The following is an 18,812-nucleotide window of genomic DNA, read 5'->3' as shown; positions in this document are numbered from 1 at the left end:
ATGAGAAAACTTCAAATAATCATACTTGCTTTATCATGTTTATTCCTATGTTCAACAGGTGTGAGTGCTAACGAAGCGGATGATGCCAAGACTATATTACGGCATGTGATTACAAAGATTGAATGGGATGATTTTGATAAACGAATTGTTGTTCATAAAGTGGTTATACAAAAATATGATAACCAACCAATTCAAATATACCCTTCTGAGAGAGTTATAAGTGGTGACTCTTTTCAAAATCAAAAGATGACCGATGGTGAAGCTGAAGAGTTTGTAAGAAAATATGAACCGGATATTTTCACATCGGACATGATTTTTGGACACGAAGTCGAGGTTTTTAAGGATCTGTCAGGAGACCATAATGTATCACAGACAGAAATAGACAAGTGGGTAAAATTAGCGGAACAGCAAGTCGAAAAGGATTACCAATCACCCCCTGAGTTCAAGGATTCAAGTGAATCAGTAGGGTTGAACAAGTTTTTTGACTCTTTTGTTGTGGTGCTTTTATTAGTCGTATTAGTTCTTTTTTTCATACTTTCACGATTCACGAAAAAATTTAAGAATAGGAACTAAAGCGGCTTGCTCACAAGCTGATCCCCCTGGTAGAACTAGCATTAAATTGGTTTGAAGAATTGTCTCTAATTAAACAAAGTGAACTATTGGATTACTTATCTGAAATTGTGAATGCACGATGGGCTCCACAAAAGTTACGTCACAGAGTAAGAAAGATAGTAAGGAACATTGAACAATAGTAGTTATTTTTCAAACCTTGATTGGCTTCGTGCCATTCAAGGTTTTCCCTTTTTATAGAGGGCTACCCAGTACCGATCGAACCCATCATTCAACTAATAACACTTATAACCCATGTAATACCGGTATGAGGATTTTCCTATTTCGTTTGTACGCACATAAAAGCTTGAATTTTATCACCTAATTAACGCTATTCCGTTTCATCAAACAGGTCGCTTATGGTCAGATACCACCATGTTTTTCCATAACTCTACGTTCGAAACCGGCCAACTCGAGCACATCCTGGCTGCGATCGATCATATCGTCAACGGAGAAGTGAACCTTCTGGCGGGCGAGCGCACGAAGCTGTTCGAGCGAATCCGTCAGATAGGAGCAGGGTATACCATCATAGGCACGAATTATAAGTACCACAGCCGAAATCAGCTTGAGTACCGCGAGAACCTGATCCGCTACGAAGCGTATAACTACAAGTATGACCATCAAGGAAACAGTTGTTGTTGATTTTGAAACTGGGAAAATAGTGGGGTTTGAAGATAAAGATGCAATTGCTTCCACAATTAATATTCCCTATATATATACACATGTTAGTGGTGTTCCAAGTACAGATGGGAAATTAAAAGCAGAAAGTTCATTAAAAAATGGGGTTATTTCTGTTAAAATGACTGGGGAAATAGCTTCAGAAGATTTGAAAAAGATACCAGGTTTAACTATTAGCTATGACTTCAAAGTAATGTTTGATGCTTATGGTGATCGAAAAGTTCCAACCCTAGTAGGAAAGCATGATGGGTTTCCTGTATACAAAGTGTTAGTAATCCCCCCGAGTTACCGCCTATGGATATGATTACGACCCGAGAGAAACAGGAAACAGTGTCACAAGGGATAGTGTACTCTCATTACTAGACCCGATGGAAAAGGGAATGAGTTGTGTAGATATCAGTCAGTACTTTTAATTAAAGATTTAGTTCAGAATTCGTAGTTGAAGAAATTATAACAGAACTTACTCAGTTAGCTCATTTATTGGGCAGAAGAGGAGGATTAGAAATGGCATTCTTTGCGGTACCCTTACTATTCTTATGTGAGATAATCTTGTATGTGATTACTTCTTTTTTTAGAAATCGAGTTATTGGTTCCTTGTGGGTAATAGTTAGTACGATATGGATCTTGTATGGTTTTTTTGATTTGGCTAATTCTATTGTTAGATGGGAGGCACTCGGAGCGTTTTTTCTAATGATGGCACTATCCATATTATTCAACAAGATAAAGGTTTGTTATTTGTTATGGTCTGCAAGTATATTGACGTATGCTGTACTAATAGTAATAGGAATTAATTACAAGGGGATCATATTCCTCTTAATTGGAATTGCATGGATATTCTATCGCAGGAAATCTTTTTTGGGTAGCGCAAAGAACTAATCAATGCCACATGCGAGTATAAAAACTCCATGTGGCATTTCTTTTTTTTAGAACACCAGTTGACATTCCGAGTATGTCAATGTACTTGGATTACAGTATATAGCCGACACGTTTCATATGGAGTACAAGACGGTTGCGGAGAAGGTTGGCGTTTCCAAGCAGACTTTTCAGGATGGATTAAGGGCAGAAGGAAAATACCTCAACAAGGGTTGTAGTTGCTACCCGAACTATTTGGTATTAAAGAAACAGAGTTGTTCCAGAGGGAATTGACAGATTCTGAAAGGAGGGACATTCAAATCTTATACTTTCATAAGACAGATGTAGTTGAAGAAGTCGAAGTTCCTCACGTTGACGATGAAGGTAAAGAGTATACAGTCAAGTACAGTGTTTCTCAAAATAAGGAGACGAAGGTTGATTCAAAGCGTTACGGATGCAATTCATTTCGCAATACCGAAGGTAAGGCAAATAAAGAACTGTTTGAGCAACTATTATCGGCAATGGGTGATACACCAATGGGAAGGGTAAGACGAAGTCGGCAGACGCTGCAACAAGTGCAATTACAGCGACTGGACGATTACCACACGCTACTAATACACCAGGTAAGCAGCCAGGCGATCATGCAGGACACTTGGCAGGGGATAGGTTTGGGGGTTCTCCTGATTTAGACAACCTTATTTCGCAATCTAGCAATGTAAATTTAAGCAAATATAAAAAGCTTGAAAACAAATGGGCAAAAGCATTAAAGAACAACAAGAACGTAAAGGTTGAGGTTAAAATTAAGTATGATGGTGAGAATCCTAGACCTACAGAATTTGAAGTAGTTTATGAAATTGATGGAGCTATGGATAAGCTTATTATAAAAAATTAAGGAGAGATTGTATTGACTAAAAGTTTTGAAGATTACTTTTCAGAGCTACAAACAGACATGGTATCTATATGTTTAGAGTACGTAGATCGTAAAGCAGATGATATTTATTTATATTGCTCATATGAACCAGAGGCTTATTATTTTAATGTCTTTTATAGAATAAACAGGGCATTTGTACTAAAGCATAAGATTAACGATGCCGTTAGAGTAGTTAATAATGCACCAGAATATATCTATGATACTTCAAGGGATAGACAATTAGGTCTCTTAGATATTGCCACTGAGGATTTAAAGAAAATACATGAAATATGTAATGCTTTCAGAAGAGAGATGCCGACTGAAATGAAATTACATTACAACGTTGAGAAAAATAGTTTAGCGGCAGATTATAAATATGATCTGATTTATTCAAATGATGATGAATTACTTCCAGACGATATATTCGAACAATGGTATGAAGCGATTAGCTCACAAGGATAGAGTTACATGAAACAGGTCAATTATGGTCAGATACCACCATAAAAGACCTGTTTTTTGTTATGCTGGTTTTCTTGCGGTTTTTTCAAATATGTTTACAACGATGCACGTACATAGAGCGATAGATATGATGAAAGAAATATCTTCTCAACTTTTGAATAGGGTATACAGACGATGCCTGGGGCCTAGTATCCCCTATGTACAACCGGTTCGGCGAACGCGTCCGCGATGGCATCGGCTGGATCGGCGACCTAGGCACCGGCAACGGCAGCCCTGGCTCCATCCAAGGACCGGCAGACGGCAGCGGCAATACCGAGCCGGATTATCATCCGGGGAATGGCAATGGGAAGGGGAAGACGAAGTCGGCGGACGCTGCAGCAAGTACAGTTACAGCAACCGGGTCAATCGAAACTCCATCTGATGCGCCATCTACAGAGCCGAATATCGAACAAGTCATGTCCGATCTGGTTACTAACGAGACCAAACCTGCGGAGGATTTCTCGACAGAGTTGGTGAAAGAGAACCCTTATCGTTATGCGGGATATTACTGGGATCGGAAAACGCAGTATTACTACCTACAAGCCACTACTACGACCCGCGGCCGGCACGCTTTATTTCTGAGGATACGTATGAGGGTGAGATTGAGAGTCCATTAACGTTGAATTTATATGCATACGTAAGTAATAATCCTTTGAAGTTCATAGATCCTAGTGGTCATCGCCAACTGGAAGATAAAGATCTCAAAAAACATCCGTACGTTATATTTCAGGTAACAACATTTATTCCGTTCAATAGAATTCCAGAATCCGGTTATATTGGACTTGGTGACAACAGAAACTTGTGGGAAAAGGGAACGCATCGAACACGACATTCAGTTGTTGTTGATGTCGAGACTGGTAAAATAGTTGGGCCGAAGAATGCGGAGGCAATTGCTTCTACGATAGATATAAAATTATTCAAATACGTTAGTTCTGTTCCAACTACTAAGGGCAAGTTGAAAGCAGAAAGCTCATTAAAAAATGGGGTTATATTCATTAGAATGACAGGAGAAATAGCTTCAGAAGATCTTAAATGGATACCAAAGTTAAAGAACATTCATAAATCAGCCTTAACTATTAGTTATGATTTTGAGGTAATGCTCGACGCTTCTGGTAACCTAAAAATTCCAACCCTAGTAGGAAAGCATGATGGGTTTCCTGCATATGAAGTGTTAGTAATTCCACCTAGTGGTATAGCGTATGGATATAGTTATGATCCAAGACAAACAGGAAACAGTGTTACAAGAGATAATATATTATCATTACTTGATCCGATGGAAAAGAGCACAAGTGGAAAAATGAGTTGTGTAGATATTAGTCATTACGGCTGATTACAAGGTTTGATACAATCTAAATACTCGAACTTAGAACACTGGAAACGTACTGATAGATTTCAATACTTAAAAAAGGGGGGGCGGCAAAATGGGGTTCTTTTTGGTAGTTCCATTTCTTATCCTTTGTGGGATGATTTTATATGTTATTACTTCATTTCATAGGAGTCGAGTTATTGGATATTTATGGGTTATTGTTAGTACGTTATGGATGTTATATGGTTTTAACATGAGTAATGAATCTGTTATATCTTGGGAGATTCCTGGGCTATTATTTTTTGCAATTGGATTGTCCATACTGTTCAACAAATTCACGGTTTGTTTCATGTTATGGTCTGCAGGTATACTGACGATCATTGTTAAAATATTTTTAGATTTTGGTTTGAAAGGTATTATTTTTTTAATCATTGGAGTTGTTTGGATTAATTATAGCAGGAAGTCTTTCTTTGGGAGAAGGTAGGCGAATTTGATTGGTCACATGCGAGTGTGATAACTCCATGTGGCTTTTCCTTACAGTGAGTCATATCAAAAAGAAAACCGTCTGAGAGGGTGGTTAAGGTTCTTCCACGAGATCAATGATGTCTCGGATGTCCGTAAAATCACGCACGGCAACTTCGACGCCCGTTACGAGTACGAGGCATGGTAAGAGAGAGCCAAGAAATCCCTACTTCTACACATACTACGAGAAGAAGCTGGCAGAAGGAAAAACGAAGCAGCAAGCTATTGTTTGTATCATGAGGAAGTTGGTAAATATCATATACGCCATGATGATGAAGAAGTCGGCATACATGATGCCAAGTGTACCGACCCAACAAGCAGGATGATATAATTGGTGGTGACTGGAAGTAGGTATCCAGTTGCCACCTTTTTCAATGGATAGAGTCGCTTTATTAACTAGGATACGTATGAGGGTGAGATTGAGAATCCGCAGACGCTGAATCAGTATGTGTATGTGGAGAATAATCCTCTCTTATACATTGATCCTACAGGCCATAGTAAGACAGTTGGTTCTTCTGGAGGCGGGCCTGCCGCATGGTGTAACTATTGTATTCATGACGATAGTCAGCGTGTAGCTAATGTTAAGTTAGATACGAAGCAGGAAAAAGCTAAACTACTTGATCAACTTCTGAAGAAATATCGTAAGGATTTCTTTGAGACTAGCTATCCAGACCCATACTATATGACAAAATCATATTTTAAATATTTGTATAGTATGGCTACTACAAGTAACAATGAAAATAAAGTTAAGTGGGCATTGTTAAAACTTCAGAACTTCTTTATTTACGGAAAGAAGAATAAGTTCGATACAGCATTAGAAGGCTATGGACTTGGGGGAAGTGCCGCTGTTTTTGGTACAGTGGGTAAGCCGGGGACTAAACCATCTGGCAAAAGGGGTCAAGGTGTTGGTTCGGTATCTAAACAACCTGTTCAAGTGATTCAAAACAGGTATCCGAATGAGGTTCAGCAAGGAAAAACTTTTGAATATGTTTTGGAGAATGGTCAACTTAAGATTCGAAATGGAATTAAAGAAGTCGACTTCATCATTGATGTAAATGTAGCTTAAAGGTTGGACGAGGACATTCTCATTTAGCTAATGGAGCTGATGTTCAAGCTGCTGGAAAATTAAAAGTCGATGCAAATGGAAATGTTAGAAGAATTACAAATGAATCAGGACATTATACTCCAACAGCTGAGCAAGAAAAACTATGAGCAAATATTTAAAAGTGCTGGAATAAAGACAGAAAACGCCTGGTTAGAAATATATCAATTAGAACTAACGGGTAACGGTTATGTTGACTTAGGAAAATTGAGGAAACTACAGTCAACTAAATTGAAATAAAGGAGGAGATATTTTGATTAAATTCACTCAAATGAATGAAGAAATTTTTTCAACTAACTTATCTAAAGCAGTTGAAAAGATAAAAGAAGCTAGGAAAATTTCAAGCGAGATAGTTAAATTTGTTATAGAGCCTGTGGAGGAACATGGAAAAGTGTTAGATGGTGGCGATGAAATGATGAAACGTCTTGTGTTATCTAAAGAGAATATTGGTGGTAAAAAATTATTATTAGAAGATGTTGTCGGGGTTTTAGGAGGGCTTTTTCCGAAAGCTCCCATATGGATTAATATATCTTTTATGGAGATGGAAGGAGGTACCGCCCTATTCAAATTGGAAACAAGTTTACGATTTAGAAAACCAACATTATTAAGGAATACTGAAACAGGTCTTGCACCTTTTAACGTCATCTTATAAGGTCTGTAAAGATATTTGTGTAATCTCTTTACGGATTCTATGGGGCTACCCAGTACGAGTAAGTCGTCTATTTATTCCCGTCCCGCCCAGTTTATCTCAGAGGATATTAACATACATAACGCCTCATATTACAGCCAGCACAAAAAAATTTGTAAAACTTTGTCATATCCTTAAACTTTTTTTCCGTTCCAGCCGTTAAATAGATGAGAGAATACATACGGAATGGAGCATGCGGACACATGAACAACAATTGGACCCGGCGCCTGGCCGGCTTACTGCTGGCGGCGGCGCTCGTGATTTCGCCGGTTATCGCCGGTATCGCGCCTATAGCGGCTGCGGAAGATACAACGGAAAATATTGCTTTCGACGATACAACCCAACCAACGATCTATGTGGCAGGTACGCCTTACACACTGAAGCTGATTTCCACAAAAGGCACGACAACGAAGGACGTCAGTGCCAGCGCTACTTGGTTGACTACGAACGAATCGGTTGTGAAAGTGGATAAAGGAATACTTACTGCGGTAGATGAAGGCAGCGCGGTGATTAGTGCCAAATATAACGGAGTTACCCGCAGCATAACGGTTACCGCCAAATTTCTGTTCAAGAAATTTTACGCAGCGAAAAGCGCTTCCCCAAGCCAAGTGGAGACCGAGCTTAAACTAATGCTGGGCGATTCACTCAACCTGACAGCTCAAACCATGAACGACAACAGCGAGTTGAATAATGTAACAACTTCCGCCTCCTGGACTAGTTCCGATCCGGATGTAGTCACGGCCTCTAAAGGAAAGATTACACCTGTAGGCGAAGGGGATGCAGAGATCACCCTTACTTATAAAGGAATGTCCTCAGTCATTGACGTTACAGTTTCCAAACCATATGAATCCCTGACCATCGGCGTGGACCAAACGAATGGGGAACCGCCGGCGGAGCTTCTTGTCGGTGCGGAGCAACAACTTACGGCGATAGCCAAACCGGAATCTGGACAACCAGTCCCTGTGACATCTCTGGCCAAATGGACCTCCAGCAATCCGGCCGTCATTACTGTGGACAAAGGGAAACTGAAAGCTGTTGGACGAGGGATGGCCAAAATTACAGCCGAACATCTCGGTGTGAAAGATGAATTTTCGGTATATGTCCGCCTCGCGTATCAGGCCATCGAACTCTTGCCTCAGGAGGATGTAACCTTATTCTTAAGCGAGGGTTCGGTCCAGCTGAGTGCCAAAGTTTTGAATTCGACTACCGATGATAAAGTGGTTACCGCTGATCCAGAAACGGTATGGACCTCATCCGATCCGTTGGTTGCGACGGTTTCGGGCGGGAAAGTAACCCTGATGGCTCCGGGTACCGCTGTCATCAAGGCGGCTTACCGCGGGCTGCAGGAACAGGTTTCCGTGAATGTTTTGCAGAACGTAAGCACCTTTACTTTGGATAAGACAACGATCGATACTTACCGCAATGACAGCGACAAACTGCCGACCCTGAAAGCCAAGACGATCGCCGGGGACCAGATTGATGTGTCCAGCCTTGTGAAGTGGAGTTCGAACTCCTCTAACGTAGAAATCAAGGACGGCAAATGGATCGCGAAAGGCACCGGAGAGGCGATCCTGACCGGAGTGATCCGCAAATACAGCGATAAGGAAGGCACAGATACGCCTATCTTCACAGGGACGGTCAAAGTAGCGGTCAAAGAGAAGGCGCTGACGCTTCTGCCTTCTTTTGCAAGTTATACGATTTATGCAGGCCAGGAAATTACGCTTCCGACTGTGACTGCGGTGTTGGAAAACGGCGATGAACTGACCGTCACCGACATTGTGGAGTGGAAAGCTTCCTCTGCAAATCTGCTGATCCGCGGAAACAAGGCAAAAGGGCTTGCTGCTTCCAAGGTCAACCTGACCGGGACTTACTTAAACAAAACAATAACCATACCGGTTGCCATTGAGGAAGAAGTCATTTCTTTTGACATTGTTCCTGAGAATGTCATGTTCTACCCCGGTAAAACTCAATCCATTAAAGTAACAGGCATCACCAAGAGCGGCAAAAAAGTATCGATCGGCAGCAAAATTACCTGGAGTATCGGCAACACTGCCGTAGCAACAGTTAAAGGCGCTTCTGTTAAAGCGGTGGGAGAAGGTTCTACCGTGCTTAGAGGCTCTTACCAAGGGAAGCCGGTCGAAGTGCCGGTCAACGTATATCTCCGGCTGCTGAAACTGACGTTATCCGAAAGATCCCTCAAGTTCAGCGCAGGCTCCGTGAAGGCGTTGAAAGTGACCGGAACCTATGACACAGGCCGCATGACGGACGTTACTTCATCCGTGACCTGGACCAGCTCCAATCCATCGGCTGCGACGGTAGTGAACGGTGTCGTCACGGCAGTGAAGAAGGGTTCAACAAGCATCAAGGCTACTTATCAAAATAAATCCGTTACGATCCGCGTGACCGTCTATTAATAGAAAAGGACGCTTCCTCCAGAGGAAGCGTCCTTTTATTTCAGGATTGAAACGAACTGTCTCGACTTGGACGGTAAGCCGTTTCGCGTTCCTGCTTATAAATTAACAAAAACCGTCTGCGTTTTTGCGATGTACTGAACATGAAACCCTAAACCTTCCACCAGCAGTCTAAGCGGAACATAGGTTTTGCCATCCTTATAACGCACAGGTGTCTTAACCTTGACGGGTTTTCCGCCGACGATCATCGTGTTGGAACCGCCTTTGAACCGTACTTCCTTAGTGCCCAGCTTTACCACTGTACTTTTGCTTCCTGGGTCCCAAGCTGTTTTGGCTCCCAAAGCATCGGTAATCTCTTTAATCGAGACAAGGGTCACCCCGTTGACCGCGATCGGTTTATAAGGGCTGACAATTTCTTTTCCCGCCGCTACAACGGCCGGCTGGCCGCCGGAGTTCACCTTGCGGTATTCTCCCCAGATCGATTTCGCAAATACCCGGGCCATCGCTTCATAACCCGCCTGGGTCGGATGAATATCCGTCCTGCGGACAGTGTAGGTGTACTCGCCTTCATGGCCGATAAACGCTTCCCGGACCGGAACCATGGTAAACGGAGTGTCCTCTTTCACTTCGGCCTGCACTTTCTTGATCGTTTCCGAGAATTGCAAAGCTAGCGCATTCAGCCGAGGATAAGATTCTTTTTGCCACATTTCCGGCACAGGCTGATACTGATCCGACAGGAATACACGTGCATTAGGATTCAGCTGGTGTATTGTCTGTAGAATAACTTTAATCTGTTTTTCATAGTCCGCAAGAACACCTGGAACTTCCGCCTCGATTAGATTCAAGTCCATGTTGTGCTTCAACAGCAAGCTAAGAAAATCATTGCCTCCGATGGAAACTGTAATCACGCTAGCCGCCTGGATGTCTTTCTTCGCCTGAGGAGCCTGCATCCCGCGTTCATCCTGGTTCGGGTCGCTCATCCCTGCCTGTATTTCGCTGCCTTTGAGTACCCGGCCCTCCGAAATTGCCTGAAGGTAGGTCAAAAGTCCTGCGGTTTTCAGCCCGCTGATTCCGTAATTATGTACTTCCGCTTCCCCGTGAAACAGCGCCTGTTCATACAGCCGGTCGACATAACCGTAGTATACGGGGGGAACTCCGTTCTCCGGGGGTTCATAGCCGACCGCAAGGGAGTCGCCGAAGGCAACGTAGGTTTCCGTTTTGGCTGCTGCTGAAACATGATTTGCATGAGGGGATGGAATAAGCAATAAACATGCCATCAATGCGGTTAACATGGTCTTTCCTGACTTGAGTAGCATAAAGGTATAAATCACTCCTCCTGAGAATCGTTTCCAATCAACTCTATTATACTCGACTACTAGCTTGTCAGTCTCAAGGAATTCGCGGGATTTACGGGATTCGTAAAGCTTTTATTAATCAGCTGAATAAAAAATATTAAATTGCCATGCCACTACCCCGGTGTTAAAATAATATAAACTTATTATACGTATAGTGAAAATTGCGAAAATTCCGTTATCGATGCCAACAATTCATAGATGGGAAGGTTGACACAATGAAATTAAACGGTTTGCCGGAGAAGCAGGGCCTTTACGATCCGCAGTTCGAGCGCGATGCTTGCGGTATGGGCTTCGTTGCCAATATTAAAGGAAACAAATCGCACAACATTGTCCGCGAGGGGCTGGAGGTCCTGGTAAACATGGACCACCGCGGCGGTCAGGGCGCGGAGAAGAATACCGGGGACGGCGCAGGGATTATGGTGCAGATTCCTCATACTTTTTTTGCGGGCGAGTTGAACAAAGAAGGCATTGCACTGCCTGCTGACGGCGAATACGGCGTAGGTATGGTGTTCCTTCCTTATAATAATGAAGAGCAGCGCAAGCAGTTCGAGAAGACGCTTGAATCCGTTGTCCGTGAAGAAGGCCAGACTTTGATCGGCTGGAGAACCGTTCCAACCGACGATACGGGACTTGGCGACTCTGCCAAAGCGGCGCAGCCATACGTGCGCCAGATTTTCGTAGGACGCTCGGGAGATATTCAGGACACGTTAGCATTTGAGCGCAAGCTGTACATCATCCGCAAACGCGCGGAACAGGCGATCCGTTATTCGGGGATGCAGGGCGGCGAATCGTTCTATTTTGCCTCTTTCTCTTGCAAGAAGATCGTTTATAAAGGGATGTTGACACCGGAGCAGGTGAGCACGTTCTACACGGAGCTGCAGAATCCCGCTTTGGAATCTGCGATTGCTTTAGTGCATTCCCGCTTTAGTACCAATACTTTCCCGAGCTGGGAAAGAGCGCATCCTTACCGTTATGCGATTCACAACGGCGAGATCAATACGCTCCGCGGTAATGTCAACTGGATGCATGCACGCCAGGCGCAGATTGCTACCGAAGTGTTCGGCGAGGACCTGAACAAAATCAAACCGATCATCGATAATGACGGTTCCGATACGGCCATGTTCGACAACACCCTGGAATTCCTGTACCTGTCCGGACGCTCGCTGCCTCACGTGGCGATGATGATGGTACCAGAACCATGGGCAAATCACGATTCTATGAAACCTGAGAAGCGCGCTTTCTATGAATACCACAGCTGCCTGATGGAGCCTTGGGACGGACCTGCCGCCATGGCATTTACCGACGGAACGCAGATCGGGGCTATCCTGGACCGGAACGGTCTGCGTCCTGCACGCTATTATGTAACGAAAGACGACAAGATCATTCTGTCCTCCGAAGCAGGCGTCGTGGACGTGCCGGAAGAGAACGTATTATACAAAGACCGCTTGAGACCGGGCCGCATTCTGCTGGTCGACACGAAAGAAGGCCGCATTATCTCCGATGAGGAGCTGAAGGCGAGCATCGTAGCGGAGAACCCGTATCAGGAATGGATTGATGAGCATCTCGTCAGCCTGGAGGACCTTCCGGAAGCAAAAGAGCTGCCTGAGCCCGACCACGCAACGGTACTGCAGCGCCAGAACGCGTTCGGCTACACGTTCGAAGACTTGCGCAAAGTGTTCGAGCCGATGGCTCAAAGCGGTGTAGAGCCGATGGCATCCATGGGTTATGACGCTCCGCTTGCGGTTCTCTCCGAGAAACCGCAGCGTTTGTACAATTACTTTAAGCAGCTGTTTGCCCAAGTAACGAATCCGCCGATCGATGCGATTCGTGAAGAGATCGTTACGGCAACGGGAACGACGGTTGGCCCTGAGCGGAATCTGCTCAACCCTGAGCCGGAAAGCTGCCGCCAAATCCGCATGAAGTCGCCGATCCTCTCGAACGAGGAATTTGCGAAGCTTCGCCATATCCGCCGTCCGGGATTCAAGGCGATTTCCCTGCCGATCCTGTTTACTGCCGCCGAAGGCGAGCAAGGACTGGAGAAGGCGTTGGATCTGATGTGCGAAGCGGCGGACCGCGTTATTGCCAAAGGGCATAACCTGCTGATCCTGTCCGACCGGGGCATCGACCGCGAGAATGCGGCCATTCCGGCTCTGCTGGCAGTATCCTGCCTGCATCACCATCTGATCCGCCAGGGTACGCGTACGAAAGTAAGCCTGCTGCTGGAATCCGGCGAGCCGCGTGAAATTCACCATTTTGCGCTGCTGCTGGGCTATGGCGTAAGCGCAGTGAACCCTTACCTGGCACTGGAATCGCTTGACGATATGATCCGTCAGGGGCTTCTGACGAATATCTCGCACCAGAAAGCGGTCCAGCACTATATTAAGGCGGCTACGAAGGGCGTTCTGAAAGTGCTGTCCAAGATGGGGATTTCGACAATTCAGTCCTACCGCGGCGCCCAGATTTTTGAAGCTGTCGGTTTGAGAGAAGAATTTATCAATAAGTATTTCACATGGACACCTTCCCGTATTGGCGGGATCGGTCTGGAAACGGTAGCGCAGGAAGCGCTGGCGGCTCATAACAAGGCGTTCACAGAAGAAGGTGTCGATCTTACGCTGGAAACCGGCGGAGATTACGCGTGGCGTAAAGACGGCGAAGAGCATTTGTTCAGTCCTCAGACGATTCACGCGCTTCAGCAAGCTGTACGTAAGAACGACTATGCAACCTTTAAGAAATATACTTCGATGTTCGACGACCAGTCAGAGAAGCATCTGACGCTTCGCGGTTTGCTGGAATTTAAGAAAACCCAGCCTTCCGTACCGCTGGAAGAAGTCGAGTCCGTCGAGTCGATTATGAAACGCTTCAACACGGGCGCGATGTCCTACGGCTCCATCTCCAAGGAAGCGCATGAGGATCTTGCGATCGCCATGAACCGTGTCGGCGGTAAGAGCAACACCGGCGAGGGCGGGGAAGATCCTGCGCGCTTCATTCCTGACGCGAACGGGGACTCCCGCCGCAGTGCCATCAAGCAGGTTGCTTCCGGACGCTTCGGCGTAACGAGCAATTACCTGGTGAATGCGGATGAGATCCAGATCAAGATGGCGCAAGGCGCGAAGCCGGGCGAAGGCGGACAGCTTCCGGGCCGCAAGGTATATCCTTGGGTAGCGGAAGTCCGCGGTTCGACGCCGGGCGTAGGCCTCATCTCGCCTCCGCCGCATCACGACATCTATTCCATCGAGGATTTGGCGGAGCTGATCTACGATCTGAAGAACGCGAATCCGCGCGCACGGATTAACGTGAAGCTTGTATCTGAAGTGGGCGTCGGCACGATTGCTGCCGGCGTAGCCAAAGGCCGCGCGGACGTAGTCCTTGTCAGCGGATACGACGGCGGAACCGGTGCGTCTCCGCAGACTTCCGTACGCCACGCAGGTCTGCCATGGGAGCTGGGTCTTGCGGAAACGCACCAGACGCTGCTTTTGAACAACCTGCGTGACCGGATCGTCGTTCAGACGGACGGCAAGCTGATGTCCGGTCGCGATGTGGCCGTGGCCGCGCTGCTCGGCGCCGAGGAATTCGGTTTCTCGACGGCGCCGCTGATTGCCTTAGGATGTATCATGATGCGCGTATGCCATCTGGATACATGCCCGGTCGGCGTGGCGACGCAGAACCCGGCGCTTCGCGAGAAGTATATGGGGGATCCGGAGCACGTTGCCAACTTCATGCGCTTCATCGCCATGGAGCTGCGCGAGTGGATGGCGGAACTCGGATTCCGCAGCCTGAACGAAATGGTGGGACGCAGCGATCTGCTGGATAGCCGCAAAGCGCTCTCCCATTACAAAGCGAAGGGACTGGACCTGTCTCCGCTTCTGTACCAGCCGGAGATCGATGCGGACCAGAGCCGTTATGCCCGTCACGAGCAGGATCATGGTCTGGAGCAGACATTAGATATGCAGCAGCTCCTATCTGTAGCTCAACCGGCGCTGGAGTCCCGTACTCCGGTACAGGGCATCTTCCCGATCAAGAATACGAACCGGGTAACCGGCACGATTCTGGGAAGTGAAGTAACCCGCCGCTATGGACGCGAAGGGCTGCCTGAAGATACGATCCGCCTGCATTTCAAAGGCTCGGCAGGACAGAGCTTCGGCGCATTCGTACCGAAAGGCATTACGCTTACGCTGGAAGGCGACTCCAACGACTATGTCGGCAAAGGACTGTCCGGCGGCAAGATTATTGTGAAGCCTTCCGAGAAGGCGACGTTTGCTCCTGAAGAGAACGTAATTATCGGAAACGTGGCGCTTTATGGCGGTACATCCGGTGAAGCTTACTTTAACGGAATTGCCGGAGAGCGCTTCTGCGTCCGGAACAGCGGCGTGCAGGCCGTTGTAGAAGGCGTAGGCGACCACGGCTGTGAATATATGACAGGCGGGAAGGTAGTCATCCTCGGCGCCACTGGCCGTAACTTTGCGGCAGGGATGTCCGGCGGTGTAGCTTATGTGTATGATGCGGATCGTCAGTTCGTAAACCGCTGCAACATCGAAATGGTTCTTCTGGAGCGCATTGAAGAGGAAAGTGAAGCGGAAGAGCTGAAAGCCCTCATTCAGAAGCATGTGGACTACACAGGCAGCCCTCAGGGCGAGCGGATTCTGAACAGTTGGAACTCCGCGCTCGGGAACTTCGTGAAAGTCATTCCAAAGGATTACAAGCGGATGATGGATTCGATCGAACGGGTGAAGCGTACCGGCGTAACCCACGAGCAGGCAGTCATGGCGGCTTTTGAAGCGAACATGCGCGACCTATCCCGTGTAGGCGGAAATTAATAAAAACTGTACTAAAAGTTTAAGCCGGCCCTTTCTAAATAGAAGGGGCCGGCTTTGTTTATGGCGAATAAGTCCTATAAATCACCTATGTTGACGTCATACTTTCGTAGGATGACATTTATTGTTGACTGGAGCTGGTTACTATAGAGTTGTTGGCCAAAAGGTTTGTAGACTATTTATATGTCATCAACCCGGAGATTAAGGCTGATAGAACTGTTTTAGTCTTTGCTGCTGCTTCACTGCTATTAAATGTATCTATTGTTGGAACGACAATGCTCTATGGCTGCCTTAAGAACGATGTTGTCTCCGCTATATTTGCAGTTGTTATTGGGTGGAATCTACGATATTTCTCAGGCGGACATCATGCCAAAAATCTTTTCGCCTGCTATGTAATGACGACAACAGTACTCATTTTAAGTATGACGTTAAACAGCACAAATTTGATGTCATACGCAGTTATGTTTTTTGGCGGGGTTATTTGCATCAGTGTCGCACCCACAATGATAAGTAAAGCTGAGAATAAGGCGAAACATAGGTTATATAAGCTATGTACTCTAGGTATTATCTTATCAAATTCATTTCTTCTCTCCGATATATTGACGGTTCTCACCTTCTTCCAATCCTGGTCGTTGCTCTACCACAAATATACACTTCAAAAGTAGTCCGCTAGAAGGATTTATCATATATAATATATGTACTATAATAAAGCACTGGAGTAATGGATATGAAGATGAAATTGACATCGCTTATCGCCAGATTGTTACAAGCATTTGCCGTATTTATCGTAGCAACAGACTCAGTTAAAGTTTGGGTTGGTTCGCCTGCGATCCCACAACAACTTGAAAAGAGCAACAAGAAAGCAGGATAATGGAATTTATAACTTTTTATATTTTCTCCCTAATGGAGCATACATCGCTCTTTGTCTTTATGCTGACGTTTTTTCGGTTCAATACCAGGGACTATATTCGTGATTTAATTTTAGCCGGTGCTGTTATTTCCTTTCTCTCCTACGTTAATCGTAGTTTGCCGGAAGTAAGCAGTTTTGACTTTTACATCCAATTAGTCGTAACGCTTATATTTTTACTTATCATCCTTCGTATTCAGCTGTTTTCGGCTATTCTAATGCTGCTACTGGGTATGGGTGCCATAATTATCATCCAATTATTGTTAACTTATGCCTATATAACAGCGGGAATTACATTAACGGCGGAGAACAATACTTCCATACAGACGATTTCAATACAAGTACTCAGTTGCATTATCCTTTTAGGCGGCAGTTACTTTATGCACAGAAGAGGATGGGGAGTAACTTATATTGGAGACGATTCCCGAAAGAAGATCAAGCTGCATAAAATTAATAAAAGTTTACTGATTCTCTTTGCTGTATTCATTCTGTCCGGTGGGTTAGCCTTCTACTTTTGGATGGCTGATATGCTGGAGTACCAAGCGATACCGGCCTCCATATTTATGATTTCGATTATAAGAATCGTCTACTTGGCAATAAAGAAAGAATTCGATAAATAACGTTAGCTTGAACAGATCTGGCATGTACTTGTCAGGTCTATTTACTATTGTCAGGGGTTTTATGTTTACAACTCTGCATAGAGGATTGCCAACAGGACATGTAGAATAAGAGAGTCAGTTCGAAAAGCCTTTACATTTACGAGTCCAATCGTACATTATAACGAAGTTTAGGTAACCAATATAAGAGAAGGAAGTGAAATTCTTGAAAATCGGCGTAATCGGGACAGGCTATGTCGGCCTTGTATCGGGAACTTGTTTTTCGGATTTTGGGAACAGAGTGATCTGCTGCGATATTGACGAAGGCAAAATTGAACGGCTGAAACAGTACGATATTCCTATCTATGAACCGGGCCTGGAGCCGTTGGTACGTAAAAATGTCGAGCGGGGAAATCTCTCCTTTACCACGGATATTCCGCAGGTTGTGCGGGAGTCGGATATTATTTTCATCGCGGTAGGAACGCCGATGTCGCCGACGGGAGAAGCGGATCTGAGCTACGTCAAATCTGCAGCTGCCATGATTGCGGATCATCTGGAAAGCTATAAAGTCATCGTAGTCAAAAGCACTGTGCCTGTAGGAACCGGCCGGATGGTGCAGCGTATGATTCAGGAGCGTATCGGTAACAAGGAGATCTCTTTTGACGTTGTGTCGAACCCGGAGTTCTTGAGAGAGGGATCCGCCGTTTATGACTGCATGAACATGGAGCGCGCGATTATCGGTTCCACAGGGGATCAAGCGGCCTCCATCATTAAGGAGCTTCATGCCCCTTTTGAAACTAGAGTGTTGGTGACCGACCTGGAAAGTGCGGAGATGATCAAGTATGCTGCCAATGCGTTTCTCGCCGCCAAAATATCTTTCATCAATTCCATCGCCAATTTATGCGAACGGTTCGGGGCTGACGTGACGGACGTATCGGAGGGAATGGGGCTGGACAGCAGAATCAGCGGCAAGTTTCTACAGGCCGGCATCGGTTACGGGGGCTCCTGTTTTCCGAAAGATACGGAGGCGCTGCGCCATATGTCCCGGTCGGTGGACTACGACTTCTCCATGCTGGATGCCGTCATTGATACGAACGCTGCCCAGCGGATGACCGTAGTCCGGAAAGCGCAGGATGTGCTTGGCAATCTAAGCGGCAAAACGATCGCCGTTCTGGGACTTACTTTTAAGCCGAACACGGACGATCTCCGTTATGCGCCTTCCCTGGACGTAATACCCGTCTTGGTGAGTCAAGGCGCGGCAGTTCGGGCGTTCGATCCTGTCGCTCTCGCAGAAGCTCGGAAGATTCTTGGGCAGGAAAGCATCAGCTACTATGATGACCTTTACTTGGCGCTGGATGGCGCTGATGCCTGCATGATCCTGACCGAATGGGATGAAGTGCTTCACATGGATCTAACCCGGGTGCAAAAGCTTATGTCAGAGCCTGTCGTAATTGACGGACGCAACTGCTTTCCGCTGGATCTAATGCGGGCGAAAGGCTTCCGTTATGCTTCGGTGGGACGACCGGAAGTGTAAGCTGTTCTTTTTTGCAAGGAAGGGACGTAAGGT

The 18,812-nt window shown here is 45.8% G+C and carries 17 protein-coding genes and 1 pseudogene; 17 read left to right on the top strand and 1 reads right to left on the bottom strand.

Going from position 1 to position 18,812, the window contains the following annotated elements; genetic code table 11:
* The 12 genes and pseudogenes from ACFSUF_RS15495 (at position 1) to ACFSUF_RS15445 (ending at position 9,579) form a co-directional block, all read left to right on the top strand.
* Positions 1-573, top strand: coding sequence for a hypothetical protein (locus ACFSUF_RS15495; RefSeq protein WP_377604020.1), 573 nt, complete (start codon positions 1-3; stop codon positions 571-573).
* A gap of 411 nt (positions 574-984) precedes the next feature.
* Entirely contained in the window at positions 985-1,251 is a 267-nt protein-coding gene (locus tag ACFSUF_RS15490; protein WP_377604018.1) for a hypothetical protein, read from the top strand.
* Positions 1,223-1,591, top strand: coding sequence for a hypothetical protein (locus ACFSUF_RS15485; RefSeq protein WP_377604015.1), 369 nt, complete (start codon positions 1,223-1,225; stop codon positions 1,589-1,591). The genes ACFSUF_RS15490 and ACFSUF_RS15485 overlap by 29 nt, the downstream gene beginning before the upstream one ends.
* Positions 1,592-2,378: 787 nt before the next feature.
* Complete coding sequence (locus ACFSUF_RS15480) at positions 2,379-2,828, top strand: hypothetical protein (protein WP_377604013.1); 450 nt, start codon at positions 2,379-2,381, stop codon at positions 2,826-2,828.
* Positions 2,720-3,031: a DNA/RNA non-specific endonuclease gene (locus ACFSUF_RS15475; protein ID WP_377604455.1), complete on the top strand. Its 312-nt coding sequence runs from the start codon at positions 2,720-2,722 to the stop codon at positions 3,029-3,031. Before ACFSUF_RS15480 ends, ACFSUF_RS15475 begins: the two co-directional genes overlap by 109 nt.
* Before the next feature lie 12 nt (positions 3,032-3,043).
* A complete protein-coding gene (locus tag ACFSUF_RS15470; RefSeq protein ID WP_377604010.1) occupies positions 3,044-3,511 on the top strand; it encodes a DUF600 domain-containing protein in 468 nt (155 codons plus the stop codon).
* Positions 3,512-3,705: 194 nt separating this feature from the next.
* Entirely contained in the window at positions 3,706-4,164 is a 459-nt protein-coding gene (locus ACFSUF_RS15465) for a hypothetical protein (protein ID WP_377604008.1), read from the top strand.
* Positions 4,050-4,877, top strand: coding sequence for an RHS repeat-associated core domain-containing protein (locus ACFSUF_RS15460; RefSeq protein ID WP_377604453.1), 828 nt, complete (start codon positions 4,050-4,052; stop codon positions 4,875-4,877). The genes ACFSUF_RS15465 and ACFSUF_RS15460 overlap by 115 nt, the downstream gene beginning before the upstream one ends.
* A gap of 641 nt (positions 4,878-5,518) precedes the next feature.
* A pseudogene (locus ACFSUF_RS25290) lies at positions 5,519-5,701 on the top strand (IS110 family transposase); the annotation flags it as partial.
* Positions 5,702-5,829: 128 nt separating this feature from the next.
* Positions 5,830-6,441, top strand: coding sequence for a hypothetical protein (locus ACFSUF_RS15455; RefSeq protein WP_377604006.1), 612 nt, complete (start codon positions 5,830-5,832; stop codon positions 6,439-6,441).
* 289 nt (positions 6,442-6,730) lie between these two features.
* Positions 6,731-7,129: a hypothetical protein gene (locus tag ACFSUF_RS15450; protein WP_377604004.1), complete on the top strand. Its 399-nt coding sequence runs from the start codon at positions 6,731-6,733 to the stop codon at positions 7,127-7,129.
* Positions 7,130-7,368: 239 nt separating this feature from the next.
* On the top strand, positions 7,369-9,579 hold the full coding sequence (locus ACFSUF_RS15445; protein ID WP_377604001.1) for an Ig-like domain-containing protein: 2,211 nt from the start codon (positions 7,369-7,371) through the stop codon (positions 9,577-9,579).
* A gap of 95 nt (positions 9,580-9,674) precedes the next feature.
* Here ACFSUF_RS15445 and ACFSUF_RS15440 read toward each other — a convergent pair whose 3' ends face one another.
* Positions 9,675-10,892: a stalk domain-containing protein gene (locus ACFSUF_RS15440; protein ID WP_377603999.1), complete on the bottom strand. Its 1,218-nt coding sequence runs from the start codon at positions 10,890-10,892 to the stop codon at positions 9,675-9,677.
* 254 nt (positions 10,893-11,146) lie between these two features.
* Between ACFSUF_RS15440 and gltB the strand changes: the two genes are divergently transcribed.
* The 5 genes from gltB (at position 11,147) to tuaD (ending at position 18,779) form a co-directional block, all read left to right on the top strand.
* The gene (gene gltB, locus ACFSUF_RS15435) at positions 11,147-15,745 is read left to right on the top strand and encodes a glutamate synthase large subunit (protein WP_377603996.1); all 4,599 of its coding nucleotides are present in this window, start codon (positions 11,147-11,149) and stop codon (positions 15,743-15,745) included.
* A gap of 149 nt (positions 15,746-15,894) precedes the next feature.
* Positions 15,895-16,407, top strand: a complete 513-nt coding sequence (locus ACFSUF_RS15430) for an accessory gene regulator B family protein (protein WP_377603994.1) — start codon at positions 15,895-15,897, stop codon at positions 16,405-16,407.
* 62 nt (positions 16,408-16,469) lie between these two features.
* Positions 16,470-16,613: a hypothetical protein gene (locus ACFSUF_RS15425; RefSeq protein ID WP_377603992.1), complete on the top strand. Its 144-nt coding sequence runs from the start codon at positions 16,470-16,472 to the stop codon at positions 16,611-16,613.
* On the top strand, positions 16,613-17,269 hold the full coding sequence (locus ACFSUF_RS15420) for a hypothetical protein (protein ID WP_377603989.1): 657 nt from the start codon (positions 16,613-16,615) through the stop codon (positions 17,267-17,269). The genes ACFSUF_RS15425 and ACFSUF_RS15420 overlap by 1 nt, the downstream gene beginning before the upstream one ends.
* Before the next feature lie 202 nt (positions 17,270-17,471).
* Positions 17,472-18,779, top strand: a complete 1,308-nt coding sequence (tuaD, locus tag ACFSUF_RS15415) for a UDP-glucose 6-dehydrogenase TuaD (RefSeq protein WP_377603987.1) — start codon at positions 17,472-17,474, stop codon at positions 18,777-18,779.
* The last annotated feature ends 33 nt before the right edge of the window (positions 18,780-18,812 follow it).

It is taken from the genome of Paenibacillus gansuensis (assembly GCF_042684925.1).
GTDB lineage: Bacteria > Bacillota > Bacilli > Paenibacillales > DY6 > Paenibacillus_N > Paenibacillus_N gansuensis.
This window is presented reverse-complemented; position numbering and strand designations above follow the sequence as displayed.

Bases quoted from the DNA above. Each gene is read 5' to 3' on its own strand.
- ACFSUF_RS15490 (WP_377604018.1), top strand. From the start codon at position 985: ATGTTTTTCCATAACTCTACGTTCGAAACCGGCCAACTCGAGCACATC.
- ACFSUF_RS15485 (WP_377604015.1), top strand. From the start codon at position 1,223: ATGACCATCAAGGAAACAGTTGTTGTTGATTTTGAAACTGGGAAAATA.
- ACFSUF_RS15495 (WP_377604020.1), top strand. From the start codon at position 1: ATGAGAAAACTTCAAATAATCATACTTGCTTTATCATGTTTATTCCTA.
- ACFSUF_RS15465 (WP_377604008.1), top strand. From the start codon at position 3,706: ATGTACAACCGGTTCGGCGAACGCGTCCGCGATGGCATCGGCTGGATC.
- gltB (WP_377603996.1), top strand. From the start codon at position 11,147: ATGAAATTAAACGGTTTGCCGGAGAAGCAGGGCCTTTACGATCCGCAG.
- ACFSUF_RS15420 (WP_377603989.1), top strand. From the start codon at position 16,613: ATGGAATTTATAACTTTTTATATTTTCTCCCTAATGGAGCATACATCG.
- ACFSUF_RS15445 (WP_377604001.1), top strand. From the start codon at position 7,369: ATGAACAACAATTGGACCCGGCGCCTGGCCGGCTTACTGCTGGCGGCG.
- ACFSUF_RS15440 (WP_377603999.1), bottom strand. From the start codon at position 10,892: ATGCTACTCAAGTCAGGAAAGACCATGTTAACCGCATTGATGGCATGT.
- ACFSUF_RS15425 (WP_377603992.1), top strand. From the start codon at position 16,470: ATGAAGATGAAATTGACATCGCTTATCGCCAGATTGTTACAAGCATTT.